This window comes from Algoriphagus litoralis (genome assembly GCF_003259255.1).
Lineage (GTDB): Bacteria > Bacteroidota > Bacteroidia > Cytophagales > Cyclobacteriaceae > Algoriphagus > Algoriphagus litoralis.
On the sequence record NZ_QGOL01000009.1, the window covers coordinates 225,416 to 245,920 of the forward strand.

General features: G+C 41.3%; 20 protein-coding genes. 7 read left to right on the forward strand and 13 right to left on the reverse strand.

Translation table 11 applies throughout. From position 1 onward, the window contains the following. Positions 1-33: 33 nt before the first annotated feature. From DK188_RS12465 to DK188_RS12500, 8 genes are all read right to left on the reverse strand, one after another. Positions 34-1,836: a DEAD/DEAH box helicase gene (locus DK188_RS12465; RefSeq protein ID WP_111671261.1), complete on the reverse strand. Its 1,803-nt coding sequence runs from the start codon at positions 1,834-1,836 to the stop codon at positions 34-36. A 249-nt stretch (positions 1,837-2,085) separates the two neighbouring features. After that, positions 2,086-2,415 (reverse strand): type II toxin-antitoxin system PemK/MazF family toxin, encoded by a 330-nt coding sequence (locus tag DK188_RS12470; protein WP_111671155.1) that lies wholly within the window; start codon positions 2,413-2,415, stop codon positions 2,086-2,088. After that, entirely contained in the window at positions 2,400-2,615 is a 216-nt protein-coding gene (locus DK188_RS12475; RefSeq protein ID WP_111671156.1) for a DUF2281 domain-containing protein, read from the reverse strand. Before DK188_RS12475 ends, DK188_RS12470 begins: the two co-directional genes overlap by 16 nt. A 95-nt stretch (positions 2,616-2,710) precedes the next feature. Next, positions 2,711-3,502, reverse strand: a complete 792-nt coding sequence (locus DK188_RS12480) for a queuosine precursor transporter (RefSeq protein ID WP_111671157.1) — start codon at positions 3,500-3,502, stop codon at positions 2,711-2,713. Between the two features lie 9 nt (positions 3,503-3,511). Beyond that, positions 3,512-4,435 (reverse strand): ribonuclease Z, encoded by a 924-nt coding sequence (locus tag DK188_RS12485; protein WP_111671158.1) that lies wholly within the window; start codon positions 4,433-4,435, stop codon positions 3,512-3,514. Next, a complete protein-coding gene (locus DK188_RS12490) occupies positions 4,432-4,809 on the reverse strand; it encodes an STAS domain-containing protein (protein WP_111671159.1) in 378 nt (125 codons plus the stop codon). The genes DK188_RS12485 and DK188_RS12490 overlap by 4 nt, the downstream gene beginning before the upstream one ends. Before the next feature lie 102 nt (positions 4,810-4,911). After that, the gene (locus DK188_RS12495; protein WP_111671160.1) at positions 4,912-5,853 is read right to left on the reverse strand and encodes a phosphoribosylaminoimidazolesuccinocarboxamide synthase; all 942 of its coding nucleotides are present in this window, start codon (positions 5,851-5,853) and stop codon (positions 4,912-4,914) included. A gap of 58 nt (positions 5,854-5,911) precedes the next feature. Then, positions 5,912-7,021, reverse strand: a complete 1,110-nt coding sequence (locus DK188_RS12500; protein ID WP_198673017.1) for a toxin-antitoxin system YwqK family antitoxin — start codon at positions 7,019-7,021, stop codon at positions 5,912-5,914. A gap of 159 nt (positions 7,022-7,180) precedes the next feature. On the opposite strand from DK188_RS12500, the gene DK188_RS12505 reads away from it, so the two are divergent. Together DK188_RS12505 and DK188_RS12510 are read left to right on the forward strand one after the other, a co-directional pair. Next, on the forward strand, positions 7,181-8,191 hold the full coding sequence (locus DK188_RS12505; RefSeq protein ID WP_111671162.1) for an FAD:protein FMN transferase: 1,011 nt from the start codon (positions 7,181-7,183) through the stop codon (positions 8,189-8,191). A 407-nt stretch (positions 8,192-8,598) separates the two neighbouring features. Further along, positions 8,599-11,247: a DUF3857 domain-containing protein gene (locus DK188_RS12510; RefSeq protein ID WP_111671163.1), complete on the forward strand. Its 2,649-nt coding sequence runs from the start codon at positions 8,599-8,601 to the stop codon at positions 11,245-11,247. Positions 11,248-11,324: 77 nt separating this feature from the next. Here the strand turns inward: DK188_RS12510 and DK188_RS12515 are convergent, their stop codons facing one another. The 4 genes from DK188_RS12515 to DK188_RS12530 form a co-directional block, all read right to left on the reverse strand. Beyond that, a complete protein-coding gene (locus tag DK188_RS12515) occupies positions 11,325-12,503 on the reverse strand; it encodes an acetyl-CoA C-acyltransferase (RefSeq protein WP_111671262.1) in 1,179 nt (392 codons plus the stop codon). Between the two features lie 82 nt (positions 12,504-12,585). Continuing rightward, positions 12,586-13,194 carry a hypothetical protein gene (locus DK188_RS12520; protein ID WP_111671164.1) on the reverse strand — a complete coding sequence of 203 codons (609 nt, stop codon included), beginning with the start codon at positions 13,192-13,194 and terminating at the stop codon, positions 12,586-12,588. Next, positions 13,184-13,828: a hypothetical protein gene (locus tag DK188_RS12525; protein WP_111671165.1), complete on the reverse strand. Its 645-nt coding sequence runs from the start codon at positions 13,826-13,828 to the stop codon at positions 13,184-13,186. Before DK188_RS12525 ends, DK188_RS12520 begins: the two co-directional genes overlap by 11 nt. Next, entirely contained in the window at positions 13,828-14,793 is a 966-nt protein-coding gene (locus DK188_RS12530) for a VWA domain-containing protein (protein WP_111671166.1), read from the reverse strand. Before DK188_RS12530 ends, DK188_RS12525 begins: the two co-directional genes overlap by 1 nt. A gap of 142 nt (positions 14,794-14,935) precedes the next feature. Here DK188_RS12530 and DK188_RS12535 point away from each other — a divergent pair, with 142 nt between their 5' ends. The 5 genes from DK188_RS12535 (at position 14,936) to DK188_RS12555 (ending at position 19,737) form a co-directional block, all read left to right on the forward strand. After that, the gene (locus DK188_RS12535; protein ID WP_111671167.1) at positions 14,936-17,326 is read left to right on the forward strand and encodes a TonB-dependent receptor; all 2,391 of its coding nucleotides are present in this window, start codon (positions 14,936-14,938) and stop codon (positions 17,324-17,326) included. Further along, positions 17,326-18,162, forward strand: coding sequence for a DUF4249 family protein (locus DK188_RS12540; RefSeq protein WP_111671168.1), 837 nt, complete (start codon positions 17,326-17,328; stop codon positions 18,160-18,162). Before DK188_RS12535 ends, DK188_RS12540 begins: the two co-directional genes overlap by 1 nt. 74 nt (positions 18,163-18,236) lie before the next feature. Continuing rightward, on the forward strand, positions 18,237-18,575 hold the full coding sequence (locus DK188_RS12545; protein ID WP_111671169.1) for an ArsR/SmtB family transcription factor: 339 nt from the start codon (positions 18,237-18,239) through the stop codon (positions 18,573-18,575). Between the two features lie 45 nt (positions 18,576-18,620). Next, complete coding sequence (locus DK188_RS12550; RefSeq protein ID WP_111671170.1) at positions 18,621-19,094, forward strand: DUF6428 family protein; 474 nt, start codon at positions 18,621-18,623, stop codon at positions 19,092-19,094. Between the two features lie 10 nt (positions 19,095-19,104). Continuing rightward, positions 19,105-19,737, forward strand: coding sequence for a low molecular weight phosphatase family protein (locus tag DK188_RS12555; protein WP_111671171.1), 633 nt, complete (start codon positions 19,105-19,107; stop codon positions 19,735-19,737). Here DK188_RS12555 and DK188_RS12560 read toward each other — a convergent pair. After that, positions 19,724-20,425, reverse strand: a complete 702-nt coding sequence (locus DK188_RS12560) for a hypothetical protein (RefSeq protein ID WP_111671172.1) — start codon at positions 20,423-20,425, stop codon at positions 19,724-19,726. The two genes, DK188_RS12555 and DK188_RS12560, sit on opposite strands and share 14 nt — an antisense overlap. Positions 20,426-20,505 lie beyond the last annotated feature (80 nt).

The following is a 20,505-nucleotide window of genomic DNA, read 5'->3' on the forward strand; positions in this document are numbered from 1 at the left end:
TGTGCCTTTAAACCTAATTAACCTTAAACCAAATTAACCTTTAGAAATTTCCATGTTGACGGACTTTCCTTTGATGGTGTTGTTCTTCATGACTCGGATTACATGTTCCGCGTCTTTCTGAGGTACATCCACAAAAGAGAAGTTATCAAAGATGTCGATGCCACCGATGCTTTTGCCCGGTACGCCAGTTTCTCCTGCGATTGCACCTACGATATCGTTAGGACGGATTCTGTCTTTATTTCCAAGATTTAAGAACAAACGAGTCATGTTAGCATCACGAGTACGTTCTTCTCTTGGTCCTCTTCTTTCGAATTCTCTAGGAGCACCACCTTCTTTGCGATCTCCGAATCTTCCACCACGCTCGCCACCTCTTTCGAAACGACCACCGCTTTCTCTTTCGCCACGTCCGAATCGGTCAGAACCACCTCTTTCGCCACGACCGAAACGATCACCACGACCTCCGTCTCTTGATCCATCTCTTCTTCGATCTCCACCACCGAATGATTCGATGCCGAAATCTTGCTCTTTCATTTCTTTCACGGTTTCACCCATGTTCATTTTGATCAAGCCTAAAGCGATCTGCTCGATAGTCAAACCTTCGGTCAACATCTGACCGATAGTTGCTTCAAAAAGCTGATTATCTTCATCGACCGCCAAGGTTCTGTATACATCTTTGACCAATTGAGCCTTTTTCAGCTCAACCAATTCTGATACAGAGGGAGGGGTCATTTTATTGATAGTAGCCTTGGTATAACGCTCCAAGTCTCTAAGTTTCATCGTTTCTCTGCGACCGGTGATAAAAGTGATCGCTGTTCCTGACTTGCCGGCACGGCCAGTACGACCGATTCTGTGTACATAATATTCTTCGTCCAAAGGTAGATCGTAGTTGAATACTGCCTCTACATTGTCCACGTCTATACCACGAGCTGCCACGTCAGTAGCTACCAATACTGAGCAAAGTCCTTTGCGGAATTTGTTCATTACTTTATCCCGCTGAGCCTGGGACAGGTCACCGTGAAGTGCCTCTGCCAAGATTCCTCTCGCTCCGAGACTTTCAGTCACCTCATCTGTCATCCGCTTAGTGTTACAGAACACTACGCTCAAGGCGTAATTGTTGATGTTCATCAAGCGAGTCATTAATTCCATTTTCAAAGAAGGTTTTACTTCATAGTAAACCTGCTCGATTTTAGAAACAGTCAACTCGTTTTTGGCGACTTTAATGATTTCTGGATTAGTCTGATACTTTCTGGTCAAATCCATGATTGGTTTAGCCATAGTTGCAGAGAAAAAGACGGTCTGTCTTTCCTGTGGCATTCCGGATAGGATTGCTTCGATATCGTCTCTGAAGCCCATATCCAGCATTTCGTCAGCCTCATCCAAAACGATGATTCCAATGCTGTCAAGCTTCAAAGTGCCTCTGTTAATGTGATCCTGCACACGACCAGGGGTACCAACCACGATCTGCACTCCTTTGCGAAGGACTCGGATCTGACGGTCTATTGATTCACCACCGTATATCGCCACAGAGTTGATTCCTCTATGGTACTTGGATAGTTTTTGGATTTCTCCTTCTACCTGTACTGCTAGTTCACGGGTTGGACAAAGGATGATGGCCTGTGGCTTGTTCAAATCCGAGTCGACAAGATCGATGATTGGAATTGCAAAAGCTGCAGTTTTACCCGTTCCGGTTTGAGCCTGACCGATAAGATCGCGTCCTTCCAAAACGAAAGGAATAGCCTGTGATTGAATTGGGGAAGGGGTTGTATAACCCATCTCTTCCACGGCCCGTAAGATTTCTACCGAAATCCCCAGGTCTGAGAATTGTGTTGTTTCCATGAATGTTTCCTTACTTTTTCTTGCCATGTACTCCTAAATCCCAGACAAGCGACAGTAAGGATTCACGGCACGAAAAATAGCTACGTCAAAATTGACGATGCAAAAGTAGGATTAATAAATTGGAATTGCAAGACAGGATGCAAAGATTTTAGAATAATCTTAATGATTGAAGTGCCAAAAACAAAATAAATTTGGTTTCAATCGATTTCGGAAGTCAGTAAGGGCGATTTGTTCTGCTGAAAAAAAATTCTAAGAAATTAATCTAATAATAGCATTAACGACCTTAATTCTCATTGCTTGTGTAATTTGGCCTACCTTATAATTAATGATCGATTGATCGGCAGTAAAAAGTTTATTAGGTCGAATGTTACTTGATTTGAATAATTCTCCTTCTATAATTTCGCTTTCAGGCAATTCCAAAGCCCAAGTATCTTTGATGGATTTGGATGTAATCTGACAAAGTAAATAATCTCCATTTTCCGCATAGGCTATGACTAAAGCTGGTCTTCTTTTGGTTGAACTAAGGTCAGAAAATGGAAAATTTACAGCAACAATATCGCCTTTCACAAATCCTTCCATGCCGCTTCCTCTTCTTTTGATAACCAATCTTTTGCTAAAGTTTTTTCTGATAGCCTATACGTTTCAAAAGGTTCGCTTACCTCATCTTTAGAAAGTTCGGATTCTAGAAATGAATAAATTTCTTTTTTTTCCTGATTGGAAAGTTTGCTTAATGACTTTAATAAGTCTTCTAAAGAGATATTTAGTGCTAGTGTAGTCATAAGCTAAAGTTAAGTTTTATCTAGTTAAAAAATTGATTTTTAGGCTATGAAGAAATTTGAAGAAATGTAAAATCTTCAAATCTTCCAATTTCCAATCACAAAAAAGACCGATCCTGACTCGCTTCTTTAGCCATATCCTCTGCTAGCTCTTTGCCCAAATACTGATCAATCAGTCCATGACCAACATATAGTAAGGGAGTCAAAAGAATCGCAACGGTGAACTTGTAAATGTAATTTATCAAACCAACTGCGATGATCTGGCTGATACTCCAATTACCAAAGACATAAAACGCAATCCCAAGTACTACAAAAGAATCAATAAACTGGGAAACCAAGGTTGAACCCGTAGCCCGAAGCCAAATCATCTTTGGTCCTGTAACAGCACGAAGGTGTTGAAAAACAAACACATCAATCAATTGGCCTAAAAGAAAAGCTGTGAGCGAGCCGATGATTATTCCCAACCCTTGTCTGAAAATCGTGTTGAAAGCATAACTGATGTCAAAGCCTTCGCCTGTCGGAGTCTGAGAATTAACATCAAGCCAAAAGTCAGCTGGTGCCAAAACCGTGACCAGACTAATGACCAAGAAAACATAGGCGATCAATCCGGCTGTAATGAAGCTGATCTTCCGCACTCCTTTTTTTCCAAAATATTCATTGATTATATCCGTCGTAATAAATACAATCGGCCAAATCACTGCTCCGGCAGTCAGGTTAAAATCAAGCACGAATTCTCCAAAAAATGTCCAGTTGACGGGGTCAAGTCCCAGCGTTTTTTCTGCAGAAAAAATTTTTACACCAATGATCTCAGCAAGTATGGCATTGGTTAAGAAGATTGATCCAAGAATAATAAATAGGTTGGTCTTACGCGTCTGTTGAAGTTGATTCATTGGTCAGGTTCAGGGCAAAATAGCATACGTTTTTCCTTCTTCACTCAACTCAGTTTCGGCAAAAACGGTTTTTGCCTCTTCCAGCATTTCTCTCAAATCCACATATCTCGATGAGAAATGTCCTAAAAGTAATGATTTTGCTTTCAGAAGATTAGCCATTTCCCCAGCTTGTTTTGCGGTGCTGTGAAAAGTCACAACTGCCCGAGCAGCATCCAATTCCATGAAGGTAGATTCATGATAGAGCAGGGTTGGTTTCTGAATATACCTTGCAAGTTTAGGTTCGTAGCAGGTGTCCGAGCAAAAGGCATAACTACGCATTGGCAAAAGCGGTAGAGTATACTCTTCTACTAGATAGCGGTCTCCATTTTCATCAACAAAGTCATGTCCATTTCTAAGGCTTTGAATGGCCGCGAGTGGGATTCTTTTTTCCTGTAGTTTTTCTTTTCTCAGATTCCGAGGCCCTTCTTTTTCTGAAATTAAAAAACCTGTAGTAGGAAGTCGATGTGTCAGCGGAAAGCTGTGAACTGAAAATCTAGGATGGTCCAACAAGAGATTCAATCCGTCCGGTTTGGTTTCAACAAAGGTGAGGGGAAAGGTCAGCTTGGTATTGCTCCAGCGGAATTGAGTCGTAATGATTTCGTCCAGGCCTTTGGGGCCAAAAATGGTGAGCGGTTTGGTCCTCTTGGAAAGGTTGTAACTAGACAAGACTCCCATTAGCCCCAGGTAATGATCTCCATGAAGATGGGAAATAAAAATGTGAGCAATCCTGGAAGATTTTACCCGGAATTTGCGCATCTGGATCTGCGTGCCTTCTCCACAATCCAGTAATAAACACTCCTGCCCAAATCTAACGACTTGGGCAGTGTGATTTCTTCCATGAACTGGGATGGAAGAGGTATTTCCTAAAACTGTAACTTCAAAATCAGGGATCAAGCCTCTTCTTCGTCTTCGCCTCCCTCAATTTCATGAATGAAAATGGCCTCACCAGCTTCTTCAAGTGTATTAACAAGGTTCAGCTTTTTATCGAGCATGGAGATTTTCAATAATTTCATCACATGATCCTGAACGCCGGAAATGATAAAAATACCACCATTTCGACCGAATTCACGATCACCGACCAGCAACGCACTTAATCCGCTGGAGTCAACATATTTCACTTGACTCATGTCCAATACTATATTGGAGTATCCTTCTGCATGAATGGTCAGTAATTCTGACTTCAACTTTGGTGCGAGTAGGGAATCGATTTTCTCTTCTAATGGAGCAAACACCACGTATTGCTCTTTTTTATCAATAGTGTATTTCATCTGTATTGTTTGTGTTTTTCTGTGGTCTGAAGAAGTGCCTGGAATACGCTTCATTTTCATAAGGAAGCTAACCGTCGGGCATTTCTGGTTTAGGTATAGTTTTTATTGGCTCAAATGCGCCAAAATCGCATTTTCTATTCTTGATTCGATGTTTTGTATGTCTCCTTTGACAAATTTATCTCCGGTGATCTTTTCGAACAGCTCAATATAGCGATCAGAGATGCTTTCTACAATTTCATCGGTCATTTCAGGCACAGTTTGTCCATCTTTTCCCTGAAATCCATTCGCAATCAACCATTGTCTGACAAACTCTTTAGATAACTGCTTTTGGGCAATTCCGTTTGCCTGATTTTCTTCGTAGGAGTCTGCGTAGAAATATCTGGATGAATCCGGAGTATGGATTTCGTCAATCAACAAAATCTCATCACCAAACTTCCCGAACTCATACTTGGTGTCGACTAATATCAAGCCCTTGGCTTTGGCCATTTCCTGTCCGCGCTGAAAGAGTGCTCGAGTATATTTTTCTAAAATCAGGTAATCTTCTTCACTTACGATTCCTTTAGCAAGAATTTCCGCTCTTGAGATGTCTTCATCATGTCCTTCGGAAGCTTTGGTAGTAGGGGTAATGATTGGAGTAGGGAAAGGGTCATTTTCACGGAGCCCTTCTGGCATCTCCACACCACAGAGTGTACGTTTTCCAGCTTTATATTCTCGGGCTGCATGACCTGCCAAATATCCTCGGATGACCATTTCCACTTTGAAAGGCTCGCACCGCTTTCCTATGGTCACGCTTGGATCCGGTGTAGCAGTGACCCAATTTGGGACTATAGCAGCTGTGGCTTTTAGAAAACCGGCAGCAATTTGATTCAATACCTGACCTTTGAATGGAATGGCTCTTGGCAATACTACATCAAATGCAGAAATCCGGTCGGATGCTACTACAACCAGTTCCTTCTCAAAGATATAGACGTCTCGAACCTTTCCTTTGTAAAAACCCACCTGATTGGGGAAGTTGAAATGGGTTTCCTTGATGGCGTTGCTCATGTGAAAATCGTTTCGGCAAAAATAGAAAAATGACTTTCCTATGCGGTAGACTTACAGGTTATTTATTGATTTTATTTCCGTTTTCCCAGATCTCAGTTTTAACCAATTGACCAGCTTCATTATATAGTTCCCGTTTTCCATGAATTCTTCCTTTTGAATAGTTTCTGATCTCCAGTAGGTTACCCTCTTCATTGAAAATCTTCACTTCACCTTCTTCCAAGTCTTTTTGAAAGCGGACAGAAGAGATCAACTGCTCGTTGGGAAAATAATTTTCTTCGAGAACTTTCTCCCCTTGGGAATTGTAGCTGGTCCGTTGTCGAATTGTACCATTTGGATAAAAGGAAACAATTGGAGTGGCAGGGATACCTTTTTGGTAAATGGCTTTCATCCGGACTGAGCCATCAGGATAGTATTCGATCATTTCGCCTTCGGGAGATCCTTTAGTATAGGTAGCTCTTCGCTCCGGCTTCCCATCGGGATAATTCAACTCATAGACTCCGCTAAGTTCCCCCAATCGGAAATCCCGAACAGCCTTCACTTTGCCATCAGGGAAGTATTGAATCTCTTGACCGTCTACCAGCCCTCGGGAATAATTTGAGGAAAATACAATTTGACCATTTTCATCAAATTCAAGATAGGGACCATGAAATTGTCCTCCAAGAAAATTTATTTTAGTTTTAGGTTTTCCGTTTGGGTAAAAAGCCTCAGAAAGGCCATCAGGTTTATTGTTTCGAAAGGTAGTCCGATCCCGGATTTGCCCATCTTCAAAATAGGAAATCACTACCCCTTCCAATTGATTATTGACAAAATTGGACTCCTGGCTCAACCTGCCATCGGCAAAGTAGCTCAGCGCTTTTCCTTCTCGGAGGTTATTCTTGAATTCCACGATACGGAGCGTGTCTCCTGATTCGGGATCGAGGTCATAAAAAAATCCATTTCGCTGGTCATTTTTGAGATTTCCGATCAAAATTAACTTACCGTTGATGTCAAAAAGCCTGACTTCACCTTCTGCTTTTCCATTGATTTTAGTCAAAATCTCTTTGATATGAACGGAATCTTCATCGTAATAGGTCCTGATGGTATCTTGTCCAAAACAAGGTAAAAACATACTTAAAATCAGAATGAAAGCGAGATTCAAAACATATACTTTCCTGTAAACTTGGCTCATTTTTGAAAGAGATTCGGAGATAAAAGTTCTGTAATTTATAGCCTGATTACCTGACTTCATGGGAAATTAACGGTGAAGGAATTCAATTTGATTATTTTTGGGCATAATTTCTATTTCTGGCAGAAATCCCTTTTCTGTCGCACATCCAAACCACTGCATATGCGACTCACCTTGAGTTATTTATTGATTTCGTTAGTTTTATTTTGCTCCTGTAAAGAAAAAGAGAAACCGTATAAAATCTACGAAGGTGAAATTTTTGGAACCTACTACCGAATACAGGTAGCTGATTTGGGAAAAGATTTGCAACCTGAATTTGACTCTGTTTTTTCTTTGATCAACAAGGCATCAAACTCCTATATCCAGGATTCGGAAATCTCAAATTTCAACCAAACTGGCAAACTGATCAATCCCTCATCCACCTTCAAGGAAATGCTGGACTCCACCAGCAAATTCTACCAAATGTCTGAGGGATATTTCGAACCGACACTCTATCCATTGTTGAAATCCTGGGGGTTTTCCTTTGAGCAGCGGGAGCAAATGGACACTACAAAAGTCGCAGATTTGATTGATTTGATCGGTTTTGATAAAATGATTCATGCGACAGATTCCGGTTATTTTGCTGCAAAACCCGGCGTAATGCTAGACATCACTGGTCTGGGAGAGGGCTATGCGATCGACAAATTGGTGGAAGTAGTGGAGCGAAATCAAATCTCTGACTATATGGTAGAAATAGGAGGTGAGATGAAAGCAAAAGGGATGAATTCCCGAAAAACCGTTTGGACTATTGGTATCGAAGATCCTGCAAAAGCCGAAATGGGAATTACGAGTTCGATGCTGACAAAAGTAGAATTGGATAATCGTTCGATCAGCAGCTCGGGAAATTACCGTAAGTTCTACATCGATGAGGAAGGAAATCGTCGGGCGCATATTTTGGATCCGAAAACCGGTTTTCCTGTTAGTCATACCATGGTTTCTGTTTCCGTTTTAGCACCTTCGGCGACGCAGGCAGATGCCTTGGCCACAGCATTTATGGCGATGGGCCCAGAAAAAGCAAAAATCCTAGCTGAACGTCTTTCTGGAGTAGAAGCGATGTTTGTGATTGGGGGAAAAGAAAAATTGGAAATGGAGTTTACAAGTGGGTTTCCGAGATCAGAAAAAATTGATCAGTAGGCAGTCCCAGTTTTTTTAGTCACGGGAAATTCAAAAAAATATGCTGTTTAAATAGGAATGTTTGTGTCAATCTGAACCTTCGATTTTGATACCGATGACGGGAAATTTTTTGTAAATTGAATGTATGGCATTCCAAGGACCCAACAGACGAGAGTCTGGCGGTTCGAGAACTCTTCGGCTTCAAGACTCTCGTCTCTCAGGTAATCAATGTGACAAACATCAGTTACGAGATAGCCTCATTTTTTCGTACTCAAAAGAGAGTTCTATGTAAGATGTATGTAGAACCAAATTCACCTTACTAACTACTGATAGTTATTCCCGGTCTTGGGTCCAGCTGTTAAATTATTTTAAATTAGTTGAGGTCTGAAAAAATAATTAAGTAACTCATAGTCAGTTTTTTAAAATCCATGAATTACAAGCTGAAGAAAATTAGATTTTTTAGGTCGAAAATCAGAGAATTAAATATTTATATTTTCGGAATTAACTCAACTATCTCCTTTATGAAGAGAACTCTATTCCAAGGAATGTTACTTTTTGCGTTTACCTTCACTACTCATGCTCAGAAGCTTGAGGTGTATGAGAAACCAGTTTGGGTTAAAACTACCCCTATTGATTTGAATAATAAACGTGAGATTCCGATTGGTGAGGGTTTTCGCTATTTACTTTTTGAAAATCAGGTTAATTTAAAGGATAAACAAGTTTTCTATAGATATAGTATGCAGGTATTATCTGCAGATGGTATTGCGGAAAATTCTGATTTGGTGATTGAGTACGATCCCACTTTCCAGAAATTGGAAGTGCATGAAGTGAATATTTACCGTGATGGAAAGAGGATAAATAAGCTGAACCCAAGTGATTTTAAAATTATACAAAAGGAAACTAGCGCTGATCGGAATATTTACGACGGGGCCCTAAGCGCATTGCTTCACCTGACTGATGTTCAGAAGAATGACATAATCGACTATAGTTATACATTGAAAGGATTCAATCCTGTATTTGGAGATCAGTTTTCGGGCTTCTTCTACCATAAACTGGGGATAAAAGTGGAGAAATTCAACTATAGGATTGTAGTGCCTCATAATCAGAAAATCCAGTTTCAAGCTGTGAGGCATGAATATAAGCCAGAAATAAGTAGTCAAAATGGTATTGATATTTACCATTGGAATCATGATGGACTTCAGGCCGTAAGTTTCGATACCAATGTGCCTTATTGGTCAGTTTTGTATCCGATGACTTCGTATTCAACATTTCCGGATTGGAAATCAGTTGTGGATTGGGCTTTGCCTCTTTACAGGTATTCAGAAAGCGAGGTCAATGCGATAAAGAGTCAGTTGAAAGGGAGTAAAGACAACATTGCTAGGATCACTGAGATTATACGATTTGTCCAAGATGACATTCGGTATTTGGGATTGGAATCCGGGATGAGTTCATATCGCCCAAATTCACCTCAAAAAGTATTCAATCAGAAGTATGGGGATTGTAAGGACAAATCATTGCTGCTGGTTTCCTTGCTCCGGAGTGAAGGCATAGAAGCTTTTCCAGTCTTAGTTAACACGCAATGGAAAAGTAACGTTGAGGTTTTCCCGGCAAATGCAATTGCGTTTGATCATTGTGTAGTTACTTTTAATTGGAAAGGTGAGGATTTATACGTTGATCCAACGATTTCCAATCAAGGGGGGAATTTGATGAATATCTATTTTCCAGATTACAGAAAAGGACTGGTTATCAAACCTAATAATACTAGCCTCACCAGCTTTCCAGAAGTACCAAAGTCAGTTCAAAAAGTAGATGAGTTTATCGTAGTGAAAGATTTTGAGGGAAATGCTTCTCTGGAAATCCGAACTGAATATCGAGGCAAAAGAGCTGACGAACTTCGTTCAAGCTTTATAAATAGCACAGTCGAGGAAATTTCTAAGTCTTATCTGGACTTTTACGCTGGAATTTATCCCGGAATTAAGGCCGCTGGACCCATTGAGTATCTTGATGCTGACAGAAATATCTCAAATGTGATTACAACTTTAGAGACTTATGAAATAGAGAATTTTTGGCAGAAATCTGAAGAGGATGAAAACCAACTTTACGCAGAAGTTTACCCGCTTGAATTGAATTCCAGAATAAGTTTTCCAAAAACAGCTAGCCGGGAAATGGAATATTTTTTAGGTGAGCCAGAAGTTTTTTCCATCTCCACCAAAATCGTAATGCCGGAAAGCTGGCCTGTTCAATCCTATCAAAAGCGGATAGATGCAGGAGGTTTTGTTTATGAAAACGAAGTAAATGGCGAGGGAAACATTATTAACATCAGTCATAAATACGAGTTGCTGAAAGCCAGTATACCAGGATCCGATGTTCCCAAACTCATTGAACAGAAAAATTTAATGGCCAATGAGTTGAGTTTCTTTTTGACTTACAATCCAAATAGTAGTGGATCAGTGAATTTTCTTGCCGTGTTTTCCTTCACTTTATTGTTGTTTTTGTCGTTTGTTTTAGGCTTGAGAATCTTTAAACAATACAATCCAGAACCTCAAGCTCGGAGCCTTTATGATAGTATTGGGGGTTGGCTTATTTTACCTTCAATTACGGTGATAATTATCCCCATTGCTGTCATTGTTAATCTTGTGACAGGAGAATACTTTAATAATTCCGTTTGGGTTGGAGCGGAAGCTTATGGAACTTCTTTGCAAGTGTATTGTGTCGTTAGCTTTGTTTTCTTGACGATTTTATTTGCCTATTCAATCCTGACCTTGATTTTCTTTTTCAAATTGCGAACAGCAGCACCTCAAATGGTTATCATTTTGTTGGTCGTGAATTTTGTTTCGCTTTTGCTCGATGAATATGTTGTTAACCAATATTTCCATGAATTAGGGGTCGAATCTTCTTCCAGAGATATTGGTCGGAGTGTAATAGGATTATTTATCTGGATTCCATATTTCGTTAAATCAAACCGGGTGAAATCCACATTTACTAAAACGTATTCAGAAAATAAATACAATCTGATTCCAATGGAAAATGGTGTGAAAGAAGAAGAGAATAACTCAGAAAAACCTTATTTGGAATAAGTCCCTGAAAAGTAAAGGGAATAAAAAAAGCCTTCATCTTTCCACAAAATGAAGGCTTTTTAAGTTTTAAAATTTAATTACATCTTCTCAATCACAATCGCAGAAGCTCCGCCACCGCCGTTGCAGATACCGGCAACTCCAATATTTCCGCCTTTTTGGTGAAGGACGGAATTCAGCGTGGTGATGATTCTGGCTCCGGAAGCCCCAAGTGGGTGTCCTAAGGAAACTGCGCCGCCAAAGACGTTGATTTTATCATTATCCAAGTTCAATTCGCGCTGATTGGCAATCGCAACTGCAGCAAAAGCTTCATTGATTTCATAGTAGGAAACCTCATCAGCTGAAACTCCAGCATGTTTTAGTGCCTTTGGAATAGCCAAAGCAGGAGCTGTGGTAAACCAAAGTGGATCAGTAGCCGCATCGGCAAAGCCGCGAATTTTGGCCAAAGGCTTCAATCCCAATTCCTCTGCCTTTTCTTTGCTTACCAGAACCAAAGCAGAGGCACCGTCATTCATGGTGGATGCATTTGCCGCTGTGACAGTTCCATTTTTATCAAAAACAGGCTTTAGCGAAGGAATCTTTTCAAACATGACGTTTCTGAATTCCTCATCTTCTTCAATCCGGATAGTTTCACCTTTTCGGCCCAGCATTTCTACAGGAATAATTTCATCCTTGAACATTCCCTTTTCCCAAGCTTCAGCTGAGCGCTTGTACGATTGAATGGCATAGGCGTCCTGATCTTCACGCGAGATGTTCATTTCTTTGGCTGTATTATCCGCACAATTTCCCATCGGGAATTTGTAGTAAACCTCAAAAAGTCCATCTTTCACCAAGCCGTCTACCATTTCTGCATTGCCGTATTTATAGCCAAAGCGCGCTTTTGGAATATAATAGGGCACGTTGGACATGCTTTCCATTCCGCCAGCTACTACTACATCGTTGATGCCAAGCATGATAGATTGAGCGGCGAGCATGACGGCTTTCATTCCGGAAGCACATACCTTATTTACAGTAGTACAGGGTACATCGTAGGCGATTCCTGCACCTATAGCAGCCTGTCGAGCAGGCGCCTGACCTAGATTTGCCGATATCACATTACCCATAAATACTTCGTTGACTTTTTCCGTAGGAACTCCGGATTTTGCAAGCGCTCCTTTGATGGCGATGCTTCCCAGCTCAACAGCTGTCAAGGTTGACAGTTTTCCGCCAAAACTTCCTAAAGGTGTGCGGACTGCGGATACGATATAGACTTCTTTGATCATGTTTATTTGGGTTTAATTTGCTAGAGAAAAGACCGATTCAGAACGGGACTTCAGGCTCAGATCTTCCTTCACTATTATTTTACCAGTCTGGCAATCCCCGTTTCGGGCGCTGAGTAGGTTTTTTCTTGTTTTCTTGGATATAGCGAAGCTCAGCTGCGTTGAGAGATTCCAAAATCTGAGCCGCTTGTTCTGGTGTGAGGTTCATACTTTTCAGTTTTTCGCGCATTTCCTCCAATTTTTTCTGTCGGTCAGCAAGATTGGCATCCATCTGATCATTTGCATTTTCTCCAGCCTCTTCGCTTTGCTGTGAAGGATCTTTTCCTTCTTGGCCTTCTTTGGCTTGATCATCCTCTGTTTGTTCGCCGTCTTTTTGCTCAGAAGGATTCTCTTGCTTTTCCCCTTCGCTGTCTTGGCTTTGATTCTGCTGATTTTGCTGCTGCTGATCTTGCTGTTGTTCTTGCTCTTCTTCTTTTTGTTCTTTTTCCAGCTTTTCTTTCAAGGCTTTTAGTTTGGCGTCATTTGGAAACTGACTCAAACCCGCATTTACTTCCTTAAGCGCATTTTCTTTGTCAGTTTTCACATAGGACCTTGCCGCCCGATTGAAAAATTCACCGGAGGTCTGAGCAGCCATTTCTTGTGAAAAGAAAAGAATACCGGCAAATACGAATAGGCTAAGTTTAATTTTCATCGATTTCCACTACCTCCTGAAGTGTGGTCATAAAATCCTGATAAGCCGCCACAGTTTCATCCTGCGTCATGGCTTCCTGCATAAGGTTTAAAGCGTCTTTGAAGCGGAATTGTTCCACCAGCCGGTCAGCTTCGGCTTTCTTTCGCTTCGCAAATTCCGAGGGCTCGGGTTTGTTTTGATCTTGATTTTTCCGCTCTTCATCCCGCTGAAGCCATCTGGCAAGCATTTCATAGTTGTATCTTGCCTGTTCATTTGTAGGATCTTTGATTAGGGCTGACTGAAATTTGCTTAATGCAGCCTCATATTCTTTTTTGTTTCCTAAGATTACTCCACTCTGATTGTAGGCAAAAGAAACCAGCATTTTGTTCGGACTTTGGGTTACTTGGTCGTACCATGTCTGCGCCTCATCCATTTTATCCGAGTAATGATGGCTCAACCCAAGGTTAAAGCTCAATTCCGGAGATTTGTATTCAAATTCATTCACTAAAACCAAGTGATCGGTCACAGACTGTTCGTAGTTAGCCTCAGCATAGCTTCTTTCTGCTGCTTCAATAGCTGTGTTTAATCTGCTCACACGAGTCCATGAACTGGGAATTATCAAAAATACCGTCAAAATCCACTTGCTATAGCTCATCAGAGTTTGATTGTTTTGATGGGTAAAATCATATCCAATAGGGCTAATCCCAATGCTGCCAAAAGAAAATAGAAGTACTTATTGGAGCTTGCTTCGACCATTCGGGTATTGGCTACTCCGCCTTCGAGGCGATCAATGGTAGCGATCAGATCCCCAATCTGCTGCGATTCATTTGAGATTTCAAAATAATCCCCTGAGGTCTCAGACGCCGCTAGTCGGAGAGAGTTTGATTCAAGTTTTGAGATGGCAGGTTCGCCTGTTGCAGGATCAATCACCATTCCATTCCCTCTTGGGATTTGGCTTCCATTTTCGGTACCTATTCCAAGCGAAAACACTTTGATGTTATTATCAGCTAGGTCTGCAACGATTCCTTCGAGATCATCTCCAAAATTTTCTCCATCGGAGATTAGGATCACTGATTTCGCTTTGACTTCCTGACTTTCATCTTTTAAGAACCTGTCGAGCGCCATCCTCAAGGGAGCGGTCAAATCAGTGCCGGCGTTTGGTACCAAGCCAGTATTTAATCCATCGATATAAAGTTGGATAACTGCCTGATCAAAAGTCAATGGGCACTGCATAAATGCTTCAGAACTGAATATGATAAGTCCGATTCGGTCAGAGGGAAAACTTTTAATCAGATTTTTAAGCTCAAATTTGATACGCTGTAGGCGGCTGGGACCAATATCAGTAGCATTCATAGACTGGGAAAGGTCGACTGCAATGAATATATCTTTGCCTTCTTCCTTTACTTCTTTAAAAGAATTGCCAATAGATGGCCCGGCAAATGCGATAAGGAACAGCGCAAAATAGGCTGTACGGATGATGCATTTGGTGAATAGCCGCTGCTTCTCCACTTTCAACCGACGGTTGATGGACCAAAAGCGTGTCAGGTAAAGTATATAAAGAAGTACAAAGACTCCCGAAAGAAGAAGGGTGAGTCTGATGTCAGGGTATGCCCAAATCATGGCCTGAAATTAGGAAATTAAACCTAAATTGAAACCCAGGATTCTGTAGAAGGTGAATAGTAGTCGAAACTTTTACCAGAATTAACAAACATTAATTTTGTGAGGCCGTTCGCCTTACATATTCCGATTCAATTTCTGCTACATGTCCCTTTTCAGAGTTCTGACGCTGTTTTTTATCACCGGTCTTTCTGTTCAAGCTTTTTCTCAAGATCCAAAAATAATTTCTGGTGAAGTAATGGATGTGAGTAATTCGGAGCCATTGATTGGTGCGAATGTCTACTGGGAAGGGAAAAGCGAATCTGGAGTAGTGACAGATTTGAATGGAAAATTTGAACTGGAGCTGGTAGATCTACCCAACCGCCTGATCATTTCTTATGTAGGATTTGAGCGCTCTATCCGAGTGATTAATCCAAAGGATGCGGAGAGGCCGATCCGATTTTTTCTTAAACCAGAGGAAATGTCTCTTGATGAAATCATAATTCAAGAGCGAAAGCCAGATGAACAACTGAAGAATTTGGAGATGGGAAAGTCCACTGTCCCCATTGAAACCATTAAAAATATCCCAGCGCTTTTTGGTGAGGTAGATTTATTCCGGAGCCTACAGCTTTTGCCCGGTGTACAGACTGCAGGTGAGGGCACTACGGGTCTGTTTGTGCGGGGAGGTTCTGCTGATCAAAACTTGGTTCAATTAGACGGAGCTCCTGTTTACAATGCTTCTCACTTTTTTGGAATATTCTCTGTATTTAATCCAGATGGACTGAAAAGTGTGGATCTGTACAAGGGTAATATGCCTGCTTCTTTTGGAGGGAGGGCCGCATCGCTGATCGACGTTTCGCTCAGAGAAGGCAATAACCAGCAAATCAGAGGGGAAGGAGGGATTGGCAGTATTTCATCCAGATTGACAATCGATGGACCGCTTTTTGGAAAAAATTCGACCTTTATCCTAAGTGGCAGGAGGACCTACGCAGACATTTTCTTAGGACTTTCCTCGGATGAGGCGATCCGAAATAACAAACTCAATTTCCATGACTTGAGCGGGAAGGTTTCATTTATACTTGGCGACCGGGACAAGATTTCTATCTCTTCCTACGAAGGGAGTGACTTTTTGGGACTCGACGAAGCTTTTGGCTTGGGTTGGACCAATTGGGTGACTGCTGTGAATTGGAATCGGGTGAGTTCAGAGAAGTATTATTTTGATCTCCAAGGATACCATTCCAGATACAACTACAGCGTAGAATTCGACGATCCTGAGACGGGATTCGAGTGGAGCAACAAACTATCCGAATCAGGGCTCAAGGCAGTTTGGACATTTCTGCCAGATGACCAAACGCAGTTGAACTGGGGCATTCATTCCCAATATTACAATTTTGCACCTATCGATCTGGATCCTTCTCCAGGTAGTGCAATAGAATCGATTGTGACCAATCCTAAAAATGGTCTATTGAACAATATTTTTGTCAGCGGAAATTATGAGTTTTCGCCCAAGCTTAGTGCCGAGGCGGGTTTGCGATGGGGCTTGTTTAATCAGGTTGGAAAGGGAGTGGATTACCTCTATGAAGACGGACTGCCAGGTCCTGAGGTAGAAATTATTGATTCCTTGAATTATGGCACGTTGGAAAACATGCAATTTTATCAAGGGCTCGAACCCAGAATCGCTTTCCGTTATCGAGTAAACGATCTTTTTTCAATCAAAACTGCCTACAACCGCAATTTCCAATACATCCAAATTGCTTCAAATAGCTCTGCCGGCTTGCCTATTGACCGATGGATTCTTTCTGGAAGGTATATAGCGCCTGTCAAAAGTGATCAAATCTCTTTGGGGCTTTTTCACAACTTTGATCAAAATCGTTGGGAATTGTCTATTGAAGGATATTATAAAGATCTGGATAATGTCATTGACTTGCGAAATGGGGCCCAAGTCCTGTTTACTGACCAGGTGGAAACAGAACTACTGGCCGGAAGGGGATGGGCTTATGGAACAGAATTTTTGCTCAGGAAAAATATCGGAAAAACTACAGGTTGGCTTGCCTATACCTGGTCTCGTGCTTGGAGAGAAATCGAAGGGGTAAGCAAAAATGAACCCTATAATCCACGATTTGATCGACCACATGATGTTACATTGGTATTGAACCACGAGTTTTCATCCAGTTGGTCTGCCGGGTTGACATTTGTACATACCACTGGCCAAGCAGTATCCTACCCGGTTGGGTCTTATCTCGTGGACAATCAGTCTGTACCGCTTTATTCGGAATTCAGGAACTTGGACAGGTTTCCAGACTATCATCGGATGGATGCTTCCGTAACCTGGAAAAACGCTGATAAAGGCCGAAAATGGCGCGGAAGCTGGAACTTTAGCATATATAACCTTTACGGCAGAAAAAATCCGTTTGCGTATGAATTTCGACAGATTTACAATGATGACATCACGTTTGACGCAGGTTCAGATGGGGAGATTTTCTCTTCAAGACCTGGAGTCGTAATGACTTATCTGTTTACATTTCTTCCTTCGATCACCTATAATTTCCAATTCTGATGCACAGGTTTGTGTGGATATTGCTCGCAGTTTTTACCTGGTCTTGCCAAGAAGAAGTGACCTTGCCATTGGGTACCAAGTCCGAATTGGTTCCTACCATTGAGGGATTTTGGACTGATCAAGGGATCTATAATGAAGTCAAATTCACCTTGTCTAAAGATTACTATGACTCTACTGAAGTGGTGGTAGTTACTGATGCAGAGGTGTTCATTACCAGTCCGGGAACTGATAAAGTTATTCCCTTTGTCTATTTGTCAGGCACTAAATCTTATAAACCCCAAAATCCTTTGGATAAGGCTGTGATAGGTGAAAGGTATCAATTGAATATCAGATGGGGTGAAAATGTCTATGTGTCCGATGGCCTGATGCTTGAACCTCCCATTGTAGACAGTGTCACTTGGAGATTTGAAGAGGAACGTCTTTTTCGGGATGAGGGCTATTACATCAAAGTATACGGACGAATCCCATTTGAGGAGGATAATAATTATCGGATTCGTGTCATCGAAAATGACACGCTTAAAAATCAGCGTGAGGATTACCTCTTGTTTGACGACACTTTTGGATTGACATTTTTTGAAGAAGGCCTTGAGCTAGGATACACTTTTGAGGAAAAAGATCGCGTACGTCTAGAGCTTTTCCGGTTGAATCGGGATGCATTTGATTACCTCAATCAACTGGTCAATCTTCTTTTCAGTGACGGTGGACTATTCAGCCCTCCTCCGCAAAATCCAGATACCAACATTCGTGTGGTTTCTGGAAATCCTGAGGTTTTGGGATACTTTGCCGTTACTCCAGTACTTTCCAGATCGCTGGTGATTCAAGCCAAATACGATTAAGTGAAAATTTTTTATAGAAAAATGGATAACCATTGTTCTTTAATTTTTATTCATCGTAATATTGCAATGTAACTATGGGAATCACTAAAACAGATTTATTTACAGCTGACCAAAATGAATTGGCAACTCTGGCAAAAGCACTTGCACATCCAGCCCGAATTGCAATTCTTCAGTATTTGCTCAGAAGCAAAAAATGCATCAACGGCACCTTGGTACAGGAGCTCGGCTTAGCTCAAGCCACCATATCTCAGCACCTGAGAGAACTAAAGGAAATTGGCTTGATCAAGGGTTCTATTGAGGGAGTTTCTGTAAGCTACTGTATCCATTCCGAAAAGTGGGAGCAAGTTCAGGGGCTTTTTAACGGTCTTTTTGATGAATTCAATAATTCCTGTGAATCGGATACCTGTTGTTAAAAAAATTGAAATCAGCTATCGTACCCGTACTCTAAAACATACTTTATGAAATTATCAGAAATTAAATCCAAACTACCTCTTTTGAGCGAATTGACTTTTTTATTGCCCGATGGCTCGGCTGTTCCGGCTCATTTTCACATTACTGAAATCGGTCAAGTAACCAAGCGATTCATTGACTGCGGCGGGACTCTTCGGGATGAAAAATCAATCAATTTTCAGCTGTGGGAAGACGGTGATTATGACCATAGGCTGGGAGCTAAAAAATTACTGGACATCATTCAGCTTTCTGAAAAAGTTCTTGGGTTGGAGGATTTGGAGGTAGAAGTGGAATATCAAGGCGATACCATCGGTAAATATGGGCTTGAGTTTACCGGAGAAGCTTTTGCCTTGACGCGAACCATGACTGATTGCCTTGCAAAGGAAAAATGCGGAATCCCAGACCAAAAACCTAGACTCAAGATGTCGGATCTAAAAGTAGTAGCTGCAGATGGCTGTTCACCAAACTCCGGATGTTGTTAAAATACTTACCATGAAGAATTCTTTTTTTCCATCCGTGCAAAACACCATTTTCGAACTCCCGATTTCCCAAATTCCAGCCGATCGATTTCCAATAATCGAAGAATTTGTTGCTTACATTTTGGAAAAAATAAGGGTAAAAGAAGAGATCAGACTCAATTTTATCTGTACACACAATAGCCGACGGAGTCAGTTTTCTCAGATCTGGGCGCAAACTGCAGCGGATTATCATGGGATTGAGGCATATTGCTACTCCGGTGGAGTAGAGGTGACAGCTTTCAATGAACGAGCCGTGGCTGCCATCCGAAGAGATGGGTTTAAAGTCGTACAAAAAGGAGATGAAAATCCTATCTACTTTGTTTTTCATGGTGAAGAATCCGAACCTATTGTTACTTTTTCCAAACTCTACGACGATCCCATTAATCCCAATCGTGGATTTTCTGCTGTGATGACTTGTGATCATGCCGATGAGAATTGTCCTTTTATTCCTGGCGCAGAGAGGCGATTTCCTTTGCGTTTTGAGGATCCCAAAGCATTTGATGGAAAAGCGTTGGAGGAGAAAATGTATACTGAGCGCTCCCATCAGATCGGGGCCGAACTTTTTCTGATTTTCCAAAAAGTGAAAGAATCACTCAAAACCGACTGAGCTCCCAAGCCTCTACATATATCCCAAGCAGAATATGCCAAATCAAGTAATGCCCTAATCTAAGGCTGAGCGTGGCGATGAATCCTGCTTGCTTAAAATAGATTGCCTGCAAAAAATTCATAGCGAAACCTGAAATCAAGGCATAAGTAACAAACCACCATTCCCCTCCGGGCAGCTGCTCCAGAGGCTCCCGAATGGCAGTTAAAATAGCGATGATCCAAAAGGCTTGATTTTGGTAATTGCCATTTTTTATCCTTGAAAATATATAAAGCACCAGGACTATCGGGATGAGTCTGTAAAAAAGTTCTATTTCGAGTGCTCCTGAGAAATACAGAAATAGGGAGTAGGGGAATGGTTGAAGGAAAGGAGGTAATTCGGAATAAGGCTGAGGGTGTAGTATTCCTTTAATGATAATGACATCCAAGATTCCAAATCCGATTCCAATCAAGACAGGTGTCCAGATTTTGCTTCGGGTAGGAAGGTTTCTTTCCCAAAATTCAGGAATTTCAGCAGGCCTTTGCAGTGGTAAAAATGGTAAGGCTATTAGTAAAATTATAATCGAGGTCCAATCCCACACCCTCAGAAATGGATAGGGGTCTACCCAATAATTTCCCCAAAGTATTCCTAATACCGCGATCAAAATGAAGAAAAAATATAAAATGATCGATTTTTTTTGAGTGAGATCCATTGTCGTCAAACCTTGAATTTGGTTTTTTCTTAGGATGAATTGTCCTGAAATTAGGTTGCATCGGAAAAGAAATAAATTAT